Source organism: Paraburkholderia rhizosphaerae, assembly GCF_004366595.1.
Lineage (GTDB): Bacteria > Pseudomonadota > Gammaproteobacteria > Burkholderiales > Burkholderiaceae > Paraburkholderia > Paraburkholderia rhizosphaerae.
The window spans coordinates 115,987-130,885 of sequence record NZ_SORE01000016.1 but is presented as its reverse complement, the minus strand read 5'-3'; the positions used below and the strand labels follow the sequence as shown (position 1 = coordinate 130,885).

At 63.9% G+C, this 14,899-nt stretch carries 13 protein-coding genes; 9 read left to right on the top strand and 4 right to left on the bottom strand.

What is annotated here, in order from left to right; all coding sequences use genetic code 11:
- Window positions 1–123 precede the first annotated feature (123 nt).
- From BX592_RS20990 to BX592_RS20950, 9 genes are all read left to right on the top strand, one after another.
- Window positions 124–552 carry a chromate resistance protein ChrB domain-containing protein gene (locus tag BX592_RS20990; RefSeq protein ID WP_134194062.1) on the top strand — a complete coding sequence of 143 codons (429 nt, stop codon included), beginning with the start codon at window positions 124–126 and terminating at the stop codon, window positions 550–552.
- Between the two features lie 10 nt (window positions 553–562).
- Complete coding sequence (locus BX592_RS20985; RefSeq protein ID WP_134194060.1) at window positions 563–1,804, top strand: MFS transporter; 1,242 nt, start codon at window positions 563–565, stop codon at window positions 1,802–1,804.
- Entirely contained in the window at window positions 1,801–2,844 is a 1,044-nt protein-coding gene (locus BX592_RS20980) for a YncE family protein (RefSeq protein ID WP_243849651.1), read from the top strand. Before BX592_RS20985 ends, BX592_RS20980 begins: the two co-directional genes overlap by 4 nt.
- Before the next feature lie 278 nt (window positions 2,845–3,122).
- On the top strand, window positions 3,123–4,832 hold the full coding sequence (locus tag BX592_RS20975) for an alpha/beta hydrolase (protein WP_243849650.1): 1,710 nt from the start codon (window positions 3,123–3,125) through the stop codon (window positions 4,830–4,832).
- A gap of 106 nt (window positions 4,833–4,938) precedes the next feature.
- On the top strand, window positions 4,939–5,646 hold the full coding sequence (locus BX592_RS20970) for a TetR/AcrR family transcriptional regulator (RefSeq protein ID WP_134194152.1): 708 nt from the start codon (window positions 4,939–4,941) through the stop codon (window positions 5,644–5,646).
- The gene (locus BX592_RS20965) at window positions 5,643–6,617 is read left to right on the top strand and encodes an HlyD family secretion protein (RefSeq protein ID WP_134194056.1); all 975 of its coding nucleotides are present in this window, start codon (window positions 5,643–5,645) and stop codon (window positions 6,615–6,617) included. Before BX592_RS20970 ends, BX592_RS20965 begins: the two co-directional genes overlap by 4 nt.
- Window positions 6,614–7,633: an ABC transporter ATP-binding protein gene (locus BX592_RS20960; RefSeq protein WP_243849649.1), complete on the top strand. Its 1,020-nt coding sequence runs from the start codon at window positions 6,614–6,616 to the stop codon at window positions 7,631–7,633. The genes BX592_RS20965 and BX592_RS20960 overlap by 4 nt, the downstream gene beginning before the upstream one ends.
- A complete protein-coding gene (locus tag BX592_RS20955) occupies window positions 7,630–8,766 on the top strand; it encodes an ABC transporter permease (protein WP_134194054.1) in 1,137 nt (378 codons plus the stop codon). The genes BX592_RS20960 and BX592_RS20955 overlap by 4 nt, the downstream gene beginning before the upstream one ends.
- Window positions 8,767–8,778: 12 nt before the next feature.
- The gene (locus BX592_RS20950) at window positions 8,779–10,245 is read left to right on the top strand and encodes an efflux transporter outer membrane subunit (protein ID WP_134194052.1); all 1,467 of its coding nucleotides are present in this window, start codon (window positions 8,779–8,781) and stop codon (window positions 10,243–10,245) included.
- A 142-nt stretch (window positions 10,246–10,387) separates the two neighbouring features.
- On the opposite strand, the gene urtE is transcribed toward BX592_RS20950, so the two are convergent.
- The 4 genes from urtE to urtB are packed head-to-tail and all read right to left on the bottom strand — an operon-like array spanning window position 10,388 to window position 14,789.
- Window positions 10,388–11,080, bottom strand: a complete 693-nt coding sequence (urtE, locus tag BX592_RS20945; RefSeq protein WP_134194050.1) for an urea ABC transporter ATP-binding subunit UrtE — start codon at window positions 11,078–11,080, stop codon at window positions 10,388–10,390.
- Between the two features lie 3 nt (window positions 11,081–11,083).
- Window positions 11,084–11,932, bottom strand: coding sequence for an urea ABC transporter ATP-binding protein UrtD (urtD, locus tag BX592_RS20940; protein ID WP_134194048.1), 849 nt, complete (start codon window positions 11,930–11,932; stop codon window positions 11,084–11,086).
- A 9-nt stretch (window positions 11,933–11,941) separates the two neighbouring features.
- Entirely contained in the window at window positions 11,942–13,135 is a 1,194-nt protein-coding gene (urtC, locus tag BX592_RS20935; protein ID WP_134194046.1) for an urea ABC transporter permease subunit UrtC, read from the bottom strand.
- 1 nt (window position 13,136) lies between these two features.
- Complete coding sequence (gene urtB / locus BX592_RS20930) at window positions 13,137–14,789, bottom strand: urea ABC transporter permease subunit UrtB (RefSeq protein WP_134194044.1); 1,653 nt, start codon at window positions 14,787–14,789, stop codon at window positions 13,137–13,139.
- Window positions 14,790–14,899 lie beyond the last annotated feature (110 nt).

Below are 14,899 nucleotides of genomic sequence, written 5' to 3'. Positions count from 1 at the left end.
GCACGCCGTGAGGTAGCCGGCACGATTCGGGCCGCTCGCTGATGGCAGTAGCAGCGGAGCTCAATGGGTGGTCCCTACGCGTCTGACATTCGGCACGCTGCCCGTTGCACAACGGAGGTCGCAATGAAATGGATCACACGCGAAAGACCGAAGGTCGACCGGATCGCCTGTCCCTGGCTGATCCTCCGTTTCATCGATTGCGACGCCGAGTTCCTGTACGTACCAGGCGACGATGTGATGCGTATCGCCGCGCAGCAGCGGGCGACGCCGTACGACGTGCCCGGTGTCGAACTGGGCCATCATGGCGAGCTGTGCAGCTTTGATGCGTTCGTGCGCAAGTATCGGCTTGCCGATCCGGCGGTACACCGGCTCGCGCAAATCGTGCGCGGCGCCGACACCGGCTGTCTTCATCTCGCGCCGGAGTCGGCCGGACTGTACGCCGTCTCCGTCGGCATGTCGCGCACCTTCGCGGATGACCATGAACAGTTGCGCCACGGCCTGGTGCTTTACGACGCGCTGTACGCGTGGTGCGAATCTGGCGTGCGTTCATGAGTATCCAGCGATGATTCCCGCTCGCATGCCGCTATCGACGTTGCTGTTGCCGCCGGGCATCGACCGGAGCGCGTCGATATTGCTGGCCGCACGTAGCCTGCGCGGCTTGTGCGACGGGTTTATCGCAGTGTTGCTGCCTGCCTATCTGTTGTCGCTCGGCTTCGGGCAGTTGACGGTCGGCCTGATCAGCACGGCGACGCTCGTCGGATCGGCGCTCGCAACGATCGCGGTCGGCCTTTTAGGCAACCGCTATCCGCAGCGCGCGCTGCTGCTCGTTGCGGCGAGCCTGATGGCAGCCACAGGTCTTGGATTTGCCAGCCTGTCGTCGCTATGGCCGTTGCTCGTGGTCGCCTTTGCCGGCACGCTGAACCCGAGCTCGGGCGATGTCAGCCTGTTTCTGCCGCTCGAACACACCCGCCTTGCCGAGGCGGCGAATTCCGATAGCCGTACCGCGCTGTTCGCGCGCTACAGCCTCGCGGGCGCGCTATCCGCCGCATGCGGCGCGCTGCTGGCCGGGGTGCCGGACTGGATGGCGGTTCATTCCGGCATTCCCGCACTCGCGGCCGTGCGCGCAATGTTCGTCCTATACGCGTTGACGGGCTGTGTGATCTGCATGCTGTATCTGCGTCTGCCGAAGCGCGAGTCGCATGCAGCAACGGCGCGTGCACCGCTCGGACCCTCGCGCGGAATCGTGACGCGCCTTGCGCTGCTGTTCAGCGTCGACGCCTTCGCCGGTGGCCTGCTCGTCAACTCGCTGCTGACCTTGTGGCTCATCCAGCGATTCGGTCTCTCGCTTGGCGCGGCCGGACGGTTCTTCTTCTGGGCCGGATTGCTGAGCGCCGCGTCGCAGCTCGCCGCGGCACCCCTTGCCCGCCGGATCGGGCTACTCAATACCATGGTCTTCACGCACATTCCGTCGAGCGTGTGCCTGATCGCCGCAGCCTTCACGCATTCACTACCGCTAACACTGGCGCTCCTGCTTCTGCGCAGCGCATTGTCGCAACTCGACGTGCCAACCCGCAGTGCCTACGTGATGGCTGTTGTTACGCCGCCCGAGCGGCCGGCCGCCGCGAGCTTTACCGCAGTGCCTCGCAGCCTCGCAGCCGCGGTAGCGCCGACGATTGCCGGCGCTCTGCTCGGCGCCGGCTGGCTCGGTGCACCGTTGATCGCGTGCGGCGCGCTGAAGATCGTCTACGATCTTGCGCTGCTTGTCTCGTTCCGCCGCATCAGGCCGGACGGAGGATCGTCATGAATCACACGCGCGCCAATCGCGCTTGCGCGGGACGCCGGATGGCCGCTGCCGGTCTGATCGCCACCGCTTTGGGACTGACCGCCGGGTGTCTCGCAAAGGGTTCGGCCGTACCGACAGCGAGCAGTTTGCCGCTTACGCACATCGCCGACATACCGCTGCCGGGGCGCGCATCCCGATTCGACTATGAGAGCTACGATCCGGGTCGGCATCTGCTGTTTATTGCGCATCTCGGTGACAGCGAAGTCGTGGTGTTCGATACGCTCGCGTCGCGCGTCGTTGCGCGGATACCTGGTATTGAGGCCGTTCATGGCGTGCTGGTGGTGCCTGGTCTGTCGCGCGTGTTTGCATCGGCGACAGGAGCGAACCAGGTGGTTGCTATTGACGAACAAACCCTGAAGGAGGTTGCGCGCATACCTGGCGGCGTCTATCCGGACGGCATGGCCTACGCGCCGGAAGCCCACAAGCTTTATGTCTCGGATGAGACCGGTGAAACGGAGACGGTGATCGATGTCGCGGCGAACACGCGTGTTGCGACCATTACGCTTGGCGGTGAAGTTGGCAATACGCAATATGACCCAGTCACACGGCATATTTTCGTCAATGTGCAGTCGCAACGGCAACTCGTCGAAATCGATCCGGGCACCGACGGCATCGTCTCGCGCATCGATCTGCCGGGAGCGCGAGGCAATCATGGCTTGCTCATTGCCCCGGAGCAACGCCTCGCATTTATCGCATGTGAAGACAACGACCGGCTGCTGGTACTCGATATGCACACGATGAAGGTAACGGCGTCCTATGACGTCGGCGGCGATCCGGACGTGCTCGCGTTCGATCCGGGCGACCGCACGGTGTATGTGGCGGGCGAGAAGGGTGTCGTGTCGATGTTCCGCATTGCAGGTGCAAACGTCTCGAAGATCGGCGACGGTCAACTGGCGCCGAATGCGCACGTCGTCACTGTCGATCCGGAAACGCACCGATCCTACTTTCCGTTGAAGAGTATCGACGGGCACCCGGTGCTGCGTGTGATGGCGCCGCGATAAAGGACGATTGTCGACGTGTTCGGGAACGGGACTCCGAAGTGCGCAGCGTTCCTGGCTGAGCTCGTCCATTTCCATATAATCAGTGAAAGCTCCGGTTGGTCTCGAGACGAGCCTGCGCGCTTCGGGATGTGCATCGGCCGCTCGAAAATGCTGGACATCTGGCCAATTTGGGCCGACTGTCGCCGGACGTTTCTCCGAAGCCTGCTCGCGTCCTTAACCTCGTAGCAGTCAAAACCGCGTGAGCGGGATGCGAGCCGTATCAAACCGGGCGAGCACGCATGCACGATTCCAACCCGCTCCGACGCGCACGGCGGACGCCGACCTTCAGCGGTTCGTTGCTCGCGCTTCTGTTCTGGTGGCAGTCACTCAGTCCAACGCTGATTCCACGATCATGGGTAACGCAAACCATAATCGGCGCGATCTGTCTCGCGACCGGTTATGCAATAGGCACATTGGCCGGCTGTGGCGCATATCGGCTGCTGCAGCGATCGAGGCGCTTGCCCAATAGCGTGTTCAGCAGACGCGGCCGGATCGTTCTGATAGCGGTCTGGCTCGTCGCGATAGTCGTCGGCGCGAAGCTATGGCCTGGCTGGCAGAACGAACAACGCAGTTTGATGGGAATGCCGTTCATCGTCTGGCCGGACGGCGTGCTGGCGAGCGCGCTATCAACCGTCGCCGGAGCGCTCCTCGTGGTCGTCGGAAGGGGGGTGGCTTGTGTTGCCGCCGGGCTAAAGCGCGTCATCCAGCGCCACGTGCCGTCGATCGTATCGGTGCCGGCAATCGCATTGCTGATCGTTGTCGTGGTCGGCATCGCACTCGGTCGCGCCGCGGTGCTTCCTGCCCTCATCGCTGCCGTCCACTCCATGCACGCGTCGGTGAACGAGAAAACAGTCGAGGGAATCGTGGCGCCCGAATCGTCAGCGGTGTCCGGCAGCCGCGCCTCGTTTGTCGCGTGGGACACGTTGGGACGCATGGGGCGCACCTTCGTCGCCACCGCTACCAGCAAACAGGATCTTGCGAAGTTCCACGGGACGAATGCCGGGCTCGTTGAACCGGTGCGGGTGTACGTAGGACTGCATTCCGCGGACTCCGCCGAGCAGCGCGCGCAACTCGCCGTCCGCGAACTTGAGCGCGCGGGCGGGTTCGACCGGAAAGTGCTGGTCGTATGGGTGCCCACCGGCACGGGCTGGATCGTCCCTAAAGCCGCGGCTGCGCTCGAGCAACTGCACCGCGGCGACACAGCGATCGTGGCAATCCAGTACTCATTTTTGCCAAGTCTGCTTGCCAACTTCATCGACACCGGGCTTGCGAACGAGGCAGGTGTCGCGCTCTTCGATGCCGTTCATGCCCGCTGGTCAAAGCTGCCGCCGGATCGCCGGCCGAAGCTTGTGCTGTTCGGCAAAAGCCTCGGCGCCGCAGGCGTGGAAGCATCGTTCGTGGGGGCGGACGCCGCTTCGTCGGTGGCCAACATGGTGGCTCGCACGGATGGCGCGCTCATCGTCGGCGGCAAACAGAGCAATCCCATCCATTCACAGCTCACGCGCGAGCGTGAGCGCAGGTCACCTTTCTGGCAGCCGATCTTCGATGGCGGGCGCTCCGTACGATTCCTGAACCGGGACCCGCATCAACCGGTATTGGACGCCGACTGGCCGGCTCCGCGAATCGTTTATCTGCAGCATCCGGCCGATCCGGCGGTCTTCTGGAATGCCCGGGCGCTTGGGTGGCCGCCGGAATGGATGGCCCAGCCCCGCGGCTTCGACATGCCTCGCGCGATGCGTTGGTTTCCGATCGTCTCGGGCGTGCAGGCGGTCGGCGACCTGCTCAATATGCTGGCGGGCGTGCCGCCGGGTTTCGGGCACAACTACTCGTCGCGGGACTACACCAACGGGTGGGCCAGCGTGACGCGTCCCGACGGCTGGACAAACGCCGACACCGAACGGCTCGCGCAGTTTATCGACGGGGTCCCGGGCGACGAATCGGAGCCGTGACAGGGGCGCAGCCGCTTTAATGAGTGGGGCGGTGAGGCCGAACATGAGGTAAACCCGCTTTGAATTTAACTAACTCATCAATTAGGCTCAGTTCGTGAACACCAAACTGAACACCAAACGTCCGTCCGCGAAGCCTCGCGGCCGCCGCCCGGTCGTCGAGAATTTCGACGTGCGCGAGCATCTGCTCGACACCGCGACGCGACTCTTCGCCGAGCGCGGCATCGCGGCGACTACCGTCGCGCAGATTGCCGCGGGCGCGGGCGTCACGTCCGCGCTGGTGCACTATTACTTCACGAATCGCGAGACGCTGCTCGATGCGCTTGTCGACGAACGGCTTGCTCCGTCGGTCGCATTTGTATGGAGTGCCGCCGGCGGTGAGTCGAACGACGACCCGTTCTCTATGGTCGACGAGTTCGTCACGCGGCTGTTCGACGTGACCGGCCGCATGCCATGGCTGCCGTCGCTGTGGTTGCGCGAAGTCGTCAACGAAGGCGGCATGCTGCGCGACCGGATGATCACGCGCATTCCGTTCGACAACATCCGGCGTTTTGGCGCCCGCATCAAGGACGCGCAGCTCGCGGGCGCGGTGAATCCCGAACTCGATCCGCTTCTGATGTTCAACTCGATCATCGCGCTCGTGATGCTGCCGCTAGCGGCCGCCACGTTGTGGAAGAGCGTTCGAGGTTTTGCGCCAATCGAACGCGACACATTGCATCGGCACGTCACCGCGCTGTTACTGGGCGGTATGCATCCGCCGGCAGCGCGCGCCGCGCGCAAGACTACGCGCCGCTTACGCAAAGGGCACAGTTCATGAAGCGTTCCTGTTTCTCCGCGCGCACCACGTGGCTCTGTACCGCACTCGTCGTATGCGGTGCGCTCGGCGCATGCTCGCATCGGGCCGACAACACGTGGCAAGGCTATGTCGAAGGCGAATTCGTGTATCTCGGCTCGTCGCAGTCGGGCCGGCTGATGCAACTTGACGTCGCACGCGGCCAGGACGTGGCCGCGAACGCGCCCGTGTTCGCGCTCGAATCGGTCTATGAGACGGCGGCGCTGCAACAGGCTCAGCAACAGCTTGCCGCCGCCCGCGCGCAACTCGCGGACATCCAGACGGGCAAGCGCGCGCCGGAAGTCGACGTGACGAGGGCGCAGCTCGCGCAAGCCGTCGCGAATGCGCGCAAGGCCGCCCAGCAACTGACGCGCGACGACGCGCAGTATCGCGTAGGCGGCATTCCGAAGGGACAACTCGACGATTCGCGCGCCGCCGCCGATGCCGCGAACGCGCAGGTGCGTGAGCTCACGCGTGAAGTCGAGGTGGCCCGCTTGCCGGGGCGCTCGCAGCAACGGCTCGCGCAGGCCGCGCAAGTGGACGCGGCGCAGGCCGCCGTCGCACAGGCGCAATGGAAGCTCGATCAGATGCGCATGAATGCGCCTGCCAAAGGGCGTGTCTACGACACGCTGTTTCGCGTCGGCGAATGGGTGCAGGCGGGAAGTCCGATCGTGCAACTGCTGCCGCCGCAAAACGTGAAGGTGCGCTTTTTCGTGCCGCAAGCGGTGGTCGGCTCGCTCGCGCCCGGCCGAGCGCTGACGATCCATTGCGACGGTTGCGCATCGGACATAAAAGCGAGGATCACGTTCATATCGACCGCGGCGGAATACACGCCGCCCGTCATCTATAGCAACGAGAGCCGCGCGAAGCTCGTGTTCATGATCGAAGCGCATCCGTCGGTCGACGACGCGCCGCGCCTGCATCCTGGTCAACCTGTGTCGGTGACGCTGCAATGACGACGCACGACGCGCAAAACGGCTCACGCGGCGACGGGCCGGAACGCACGCCTGACGGTTCGCCCGTCAGCGGTTCGCCGGCAAGCTCGCTCGCCATCGACGTACACCACCTCAACAAGCATTTCGGCGACAAGCATGTAGTCAACGACGTCACGCTGCAGGTCGCGCATGGCGAGATCTTCGGCTTTCTCGGGCCAAACGGCAGTGGCAAGACGACGTCGATCCGCCTGATGTGCGGCCTGCTCACGCCGGATTCCGGCAGCGGCACCTGCCTCGGCTACGACATCGTGCGAGACAGCGCGCAGATCAAGCGTAACGTCGGCTATATGACGCAGCGCTTCTCATACTGGGAAGACATGACGATCCGCGAGAACCTCGATTTTGTCGCGCGTATCTATCAGATGCGCGACCGCAAGGAGAAGGTGGACCGCGCGCTCGAAAATCTCGGACTGCAGACGCGCGCCGGCCAGATGACCGGGGCGTTGTCGGGCGGCTGGAAACAGCGGCTCGCGCTGGCCGCGTGCATGCTGCACGAGCCGAGGCTGCTGCTGCTCGACGAGCCGACCGCGGGTGTCGACCCGACCGCGCGCCGCGACTTCTGGGAAGAGCTGCACCGGCTCGCGGCGCAAGGCATTTCGGTGCTGGTCAGCACGCACTATATGGACGAAGCGGAGCGCTGCCACAAGCTCGCATATATCGCATACGGCAAGCTGCTCGCGCAGGGCACCGCGCAGCAGGTCATCGATTCGCAGGCGCTTGCCACATGGTCCATACACGGCGGCGAGCGTTTGACCGATCTGTCCGAACGGCTGCGCAACACGCCCGGCGTCGATCAGACTGTCGTGTTCGGCTCCGCACTGCACGCGAGCGGACACGATCACGCGGCGCTCGAAAAAGCGATCAGACAGGTGACCTCCGGCCTGTCGGTGCGGATCGCGCCGATCGAAACCGGGCTCGAAGACGTGTTCATCTACATGATGAGCCGCGCGAGCGACAACTACGGGAAACCATCGTGAACCGCTTTTTTTCTGTCACGCGGTGGTGGGGCATCGTGCTCAAGGAGTTCGTCCAGTTGCGCCGGGACCGCATCACCTTCGGCATGATCGTCGGCCTGCCGATCCTTCAGCTCGCGCTGTTCGGCTTCGCGATCAACACCGATCCGAAGCACTTGCGCACGGCCGTGGTGATCAGCGATCAAAGCCCGTTTTCGCGCAGCTTCATCGCGGCAATGAAGAATTCCGATTACTTTCAGATCGTCGACACGGTACCCGACGACGAAGCGGCACGCCGCGCGCTTGCGCGAGGCGACGTGACGTTCGTTGTGTCGATTCCGATCGATTTTTCGCGGCGGCTGTTGCGTGGCGAACGGCCCGCGCTGCTCGTCGAAGCCGATGCGACCGATCCGACCGCTACGCAGGCGCCGCTTGCCGCGCTGCCAGGCATCGCGCAAGCGGTTGCGGACAAGGACATCACGGGGCCGCTCGCGCATCTGAACGGTACGCCTGCCGCGTTCGATGTGCAGATCCACAGGCTGTACAACCCCGAAGGCATTACGCAATACAACGTCGTGCCGGGTCTGATGGGCACGATCCTGACGCTGACGATGGTGATGATGACCGGCCTCGCGATGACGCGGGAACGCGAGCGCGGCACGATGGAGAATCTGCTCGCCACGCCCGTGTTACCGCTCGAGGTAATCGCGGGAAAGCTGGTGCCGTATATCGCGATCGGCCTCGTGCAATCGTCGATCATTCTGACCGCGGCGCGCTACGTGTTCCAGGTGCCGTTCGTCGGCAGTCTGATCGCGCTGTATATCGCCGCGCTGCTGTTTATCGCGGCAAACCTGACGGTCGGGATCACGTTGTCGTCGATCGCGCAGAACCAGCTGCAGGCGATGCAGCTGACCATCTTCTATTTTTTGCCGAGCCTGTTGCTGTCGGGCTTCATGTTTCCGTTCGCGGGCATGCCGGTCTGGGCGCAGTGGATCGGTAACCTGCTGCCGCTCACGTACTTCAACCGGCTGGTGCGCGGCATTCTTCTGAAGGGCAACGGCTGGGCTGATCTGTGGCCATCGGTGTGGCCCGTTGCGATCTTCACGGTTGTTGTGATGGCGGTTGCCGTGCGCTTCTATCGGCGCACGCTGGATTAGAAGGGGGCGGCGATGAAACGCTACGTGCTGCTATGCACATTCGCTCTATGCGGCTGCACCGTCGGCCCCGACTTTCGCTCGCCCGCCGCGCCCGATGCAACGTCTTACACGCGCGACACGTTGCCGGCCATCACGCAGGCAGCGGGCGCGACGCAAACGCTGGTCGCCGCGAACCATGCGCTGCCTGCGTGGTGGACGCAGTTTCGCTCCGACGCGCTGAACCGTCTGGTCGATATGGCGCTGCAACACAGCCCGACACTGGACGAAGCCCGTGCGAAGCTCATCGAAGCACGCGAAAACTATGTCGCGCAAGCCGGTGCGACTGAGTTCCCCGCGCTCGACGCGACGCTTTCGGGCACGCGGCAGAAGGTCAATCCCGCCGCGTTCGGCGTTCCGAACGTGCCGAACCCTGGGCCGTTCACGCTGCTCAATGCGTCGGTGAGTGTTTCGTATGTGCTCGATGTTTTTGGCGGCAACCGCCGCGCGCTCGAAGCGCTGCTTGCGCAAGTCGACTACCAGACTTATGAACTCGACGCCGCGCGACTGACGTTGGCGGGCAATGTCGTTTCGACTTCGATCCGGCGCGCGTCGCTGCAACAGCAACTCGCACTGACGCAACAACTGGCCGACGCCCAGGCGCGGCAACTGACGATCATCGAAGGCCGCCATGCGGCGGGCGGCGTCGCGCTGCTCGACGTGCGCACCCAGCGCACGCTGCTCGCGCAGACTCAGGCGCAATTGCCTCCGCTGACGACGCAACTCGCGGCGGCCGATCATCAGCTTGCCATTCTGCTCGGTATCGAGCCGTCTAAAGCGGACTTCGGCGACGTGACGCTCGACGCGCTGCATTTGCCCGACACGATGCCGCTCACGCTGCCTTCGACGCTCGCGCGTGAACGCCCCGACATCCGCGCATCCGAAGCGCTGCTGCATCAGGCGAGCGCGAATGTCGGCGTCGCGACGGCAAACCTGTATCCGCGGTTCGTCGTATCGGCGGGGATCGGCTCGGAGCGCACGCGCATCGAAGATGTCATCAATGGCTTGAACATCTGGAACATCGGTCTGAATCTGACGCAGCCGCTTTTTCATGGCGGTGAGTTGCATGCAAGGAAACGCGCCGCGCAGGCCGCATACGACGCCGCGTTCGCGTCGTATCGTCAGACCGTACTGCAGGCGCTGCAGCAGGTCGCTGATACGCTGCACGCATTGAACGGCGACGCGCGCGAATTGCAGGCGCGCGACGAAGCGGCGTCGCAAGCGCAAGCGAGCGTGCAGATCGCTCAGGGGCAATACGCGGCAGGCGGCGTCAGTCAATTTGGGCTGATCGACGCGCAGCGACAGGCGTTGCAGACCGCTATCGACCGGACGCACGCACAGGCCGATCGTCTTGCGGATACAGCGGCGCTGTTTCAGGCGTTGGGCGGGATGACGCCTGACGATTCAGCGGAGCTGACGGTGAGCGAGACGGTGAAACAGTGAAACGGTGACGTCGCGCGATGCGCTTTGTCCGACGAATCGGGGTCCCCGGCAGCTTTATAGCCGCCGTTTGCTGCCGCTGGGTTGCCTGAGGTCTTTGCAGTTTCAGCTGGCGGTTCGAAGCGCGCAAGAACGCCGCGTGAATCTAAACCGCAATCAGCGCACGCACGCCGTCATCGTCCATATTTGCGCCTTCGCCGCCCGCAACAATTTCACCGCGGCTCATCACCCAGTAACGGTCCGCAATCGCTTTCGCGAAGTCGTAGTACTGCTCGACCAGCAACACCGTCAATCCCATCTCTTCGACCAGCTGCCGCAACGTGCGGCCGATGTCCTGAATGATCGACGGCTGGATGCCCTCAGTCGGTTCGTCGAGAATCAGCAATTGCGGTTCGCTCATCAACGCGCGGCCGATCGCGAGCTGTTGCTGCTGGCCGCCCGATAGATCGCCGCCGCGGCGCGCGCGCATGTCCTTCAGCACCGGAAAAAGCTCATAGATCCGATCCGGAACGCCCTTCGGCGCCTTGCGGCTCGCGGCTCCGACCAGCAGATTTTCTTCGACGCTCAAGCGCGGAAAGATATCGCGGCCTTGTGGCACATACGCGAGCCCCTGTGCGACGCGCGCATGCGGCGGCAGTTTGGTGAGCGGCGTGCCGCGCCACGCGATCGTGCCGCTCTTCGCCGGCACGACACCCATCAGGCAGCGCAATAGCGTCGTCTTGCCGACGCCGTTGCGGCCGAGCAGCACGGTCAGTTTGCCGTCCGGCACATCGAGCTTCACATTGCGCAGGATATGGCTGCCGCCGTAGTACTGGTTCAGGTTCGTCACTTCAAGCATGGGTCAGCGTCCAAGGTACGACTCGATCACATTCGGATCGTTTTTTACGGTGTCGAGCGTGCCGTGTGCGAGCACGCTGCCTTCAGCCATCACAGTGACCATGCCCGTATCGCCGGCGAGTGCCGCGACGAACTCCATGTCGTGCTCGACAACCATCATCGAACACGTGCCGCGCAGGTGGTTCAGCAGCTCCGCCAGTTGCATCGTCTCGTCGTCGGTCATGCCGGCCGCCGGTTCGTCGAGCAGCAGTAGCGCCGGTTGTTGCATCAGCAACATGCCGATCTCGAGCCGCTGCTTCTGCCCATGCGAAAGTTCGCCGGCCAGTCGCCGTGCTTCGCCCTCGAGGCGGATCAGCGCGAGCGTTTCCTCGATGCGCGCCTGCGCGGCGCGATCGAGCCGCGCACGCAGCGACGCGAGCCAGCCCTTGTCGGTCTTCATCGCGAGTTCGAGGTTTTCCCACACCGGGTGCTGCTCGAACACGGTCGGCTTCTGGAACTTGCGGCCGATGCCGGCTCGCGCGATCGCCGGCTCGTTCATCCGCGTGAGGTCGATCGTCTGGCCCAGAAACACGGTGCCGGAATCAGGCGCGGTCTTGCCGGTGATCACATCCATCATCGTGGTTTTGCCGGCGCCGTTCGGGCCGATGATGCAACGCAGTTCGCCCGCGTCGATCGACAACGTCAGTTTGTTCAGCGCGCGAAAGCCGTCGAAGCTGACGGTGACGTCTTCGAGATACAAAATCGTGCCGTGCGAGACGTCGATCTCGCCTGGCTTCGCGACGTGGCCCATCCCGGCAACGCCGCCGTATGCGCGTTCGTCGATCGCGTCCGGCTGGTAGACGTAGTGGCTCATTGGCGGTCCTTATTCGCGGTTTTTTCTGCGCGTCGTGAGCATTTCGATCAGCCCCATCATCCCGTTCGGCAGGAACAGCGGCACCAGCACGAAAATCGCGCCGAGGAAAAACAGCCAGTATTCGGCGAAGTAGGCGGTGAAAAAGCTCTTCGCGCCGTTCACCGCGAATGCGCCGATAATCGGTCCGATCAGCGTGCCGCGCCCGCCGACCGCGACCCAGATCGCCATTTCGATCGAATTGCCCGGCGACATCTCGCCCGGATTGATGATCCCGACCTGCGGCACGTAGAGCGCGCCCGCGATGCCGCACAGCACCGCCGACACGGTCCACACGAACAGCTTGTACGCAAGCGGGTTATAGCCGAGGAACATCAGCCGCGTCTCGCCATCGCGCACCGCGGTGACGACACGGCCGAGCTTCGATGTGACGATCGCGCGTGCACCGACAAACGCGATTACGAGCACCGCGAACGTAATCAGAAACAGCACGGTGCGCGTGCCGGTGTGCGTGATCGGAAAGCCCGCGATGCGCTTGAAGTCGGTAAAGCCGTTGTTGCCGCCGAAGCCGGTTTCGTTCCGATAGAACAGCAGCATCGCGGCAAACGTCATCGCCTGCGTGATGATCGACAGATAGACGCCTTTCACGCGCGAGCGGAACGTGAAAAAGCCGAACACCCACGCGACGATGGCGGGTGCCAGCACGACGAGCAGCAACGCGTACGCGAGATGCTGCGTGCCTTGCCAGTACCACGGCAACCGGTGCCAGTCGAGAAACACCATGAAGTCGGGTAAATCGCTGCCGTACTTGCCGTCGTGGCCGATTGCACGCATCAGGTACATGCCGATCGCGTAGCCGCCGAGCGCGAAGAAAAGCCCATGCCCGAGGCTCAGAATGCCGCAGTAGCCCCATACCAGATCGAGCGCGAGCGCAGCGATCGCATAACACATGAACTTGCCGGCGATCGTGATCGCATACGCGGACAGATGGAATGCGCTGGTGTCGGGCAGCACGAGCGTGGAGAACGGCACGCCCAGTCCGATCACGATAATCAACGCGATCAACGCCTGCCATGCGCGGCGCGACAGCAACGCGGGACGCGCCGGCAGGCCGAGCGCGAAGCCCGGAAGCGCGGCGCGCTGCGCATCGTCAAGCGCGGTGGCGCGTGCGTCGACCGCGGCGGGTGAAGAAGTAGCGGACGTCATGTTAGGCCTCCGCGCTGCGGCCCTTCAGGGCGAACATGCCCTGCGGACGCTTCTGGATAAACAGCACGATCAGCACGAGCACCGCGATCTTCGCGAGCACCGCGCCCCAGAACGGCTCGATCGCCTTGCTGACGAGACCAAGGCCAAAGCCGCCGAGTACGGTGCCCGCGATCTGTCCGACACCGCCTAGCACGACCGCCATAAACGAATCGATGATGTAGCTCTGGCCGAGGTCCGGGCCGACATTGCCGATCTGCGATAGCGCGCAGCCGCCGAGTCCGGCGATGCCGGCGCCGAACGCGAATGCATACGAATCGACCAGCGCGGTTCTGACGCCGACGCATGCGGCCATCCGCCGGTTCTGCGTGACCGCGCGCACGAACAGGCCGAGGCGCGTCTTTGTCAGCACCGCCCACGCGATGCCGACCACGATCAGCGAGAACGCGAGAATCGCGAGCCGGTTGTACGGCAGGATCAGGTTCTGCATCACAGTGACGCCACCGCTCATCCATGACGGGTTCACGACCTGTACGTTCTGCGCACCGAAAATCATTCGCGTCGCCTGGATCAGGATCAGGCTGATGCCGAATGTGGTCAGCAGCGTTTCGAGCGGGCGGCCATACAGATGCTTCAGCACAAGCCGTTCGAGCACGATGCCGACCACCGCTGCGGCGATAAACGATGCAGGAATCGCAAGCAGCGGATACCAGTCGAACGCGCGCGGCGCGTAATGCTGGATCAGGTTCTGCACGACATAGGTTGCGTACGCACCGATCATCAGGAATTCGCCGTGCGCCATATTGATCACGCCAATCAGGCCATAGGTGATCGCGAGTCCCAGCGCGGCGAGCAACAGCACGCTGCCAAGCGATAGCCCGGCGAAGATCGTGCCGGCGATCTCGCTGCGTCGCTGGATCGCGTCGAGTGCGTTGATCCCTTGCTGCGCGGCCGCGCGCACGCGATCGTCGGGTTCGGCGAAGCCGCCGTCGGCTTTCTTCGCGACGATCGGGCGCAGCAGTTCATTCATCTCCAGATCGTGCCGCGCGGCGACCAGTTGCACGGCCTCGAGCCGTTTTGCGGCGTCGGGGTCGTGCAGGGCGGTCATTGCCCACAGCACATCGAGTCGCCGTTTCAACGCCGGGTCGGTTTCTTTCGCGCGCGCCGCGTCGATCATCGGTTTCATCGCGATGTCGGGGTTTTTCAGCAATTCGGCGATCGCGGCGCGCCGCGTGTCGAGATCCGGCGACGCGAGCTGCAAGCCCGACAACGCGCCCGCGACCTTCGAGCGCAGCAGATTGTTCAGCGTCACCGGTTGCGCGTCGCCGGGTGCGACGGTTTTTCCGGTTACCGCGTCGCGCGCGGTGTCGTTGTCCTGAATCAGCACTGCGCCGGCATCGGTCGCGAGCGCGTTGTCTTCGGAGAGCGCCTTCAATAGCGCGAGCGCTTGCGCGTCATGCATCGCAATCAGTTTGTCGATGGCCGCGGACTTCGCATCGAAGTCGTCGCCCGCAAGCGGTGCGACGTCGGTCGCGGTCAACGCGAATGCGTGCTGCGGTATCAGCAGCGTCGTCAGCAGGGTGAACGCGGCGCTGACGGAAACAACGCGCACCGCGCCCAAACCGCGCCGCGCCAGTGTGAAGAAGGAGAGCGCCATGATGGCCTTTGAAGAGGAAAGCGGCATGCATGTCGGCGGCATCGGCGACCACGAGGCGGGTCAGTCCGATGCCGCTTGCTACAGGGATGGTCCAGCCACTACGGCGTCGT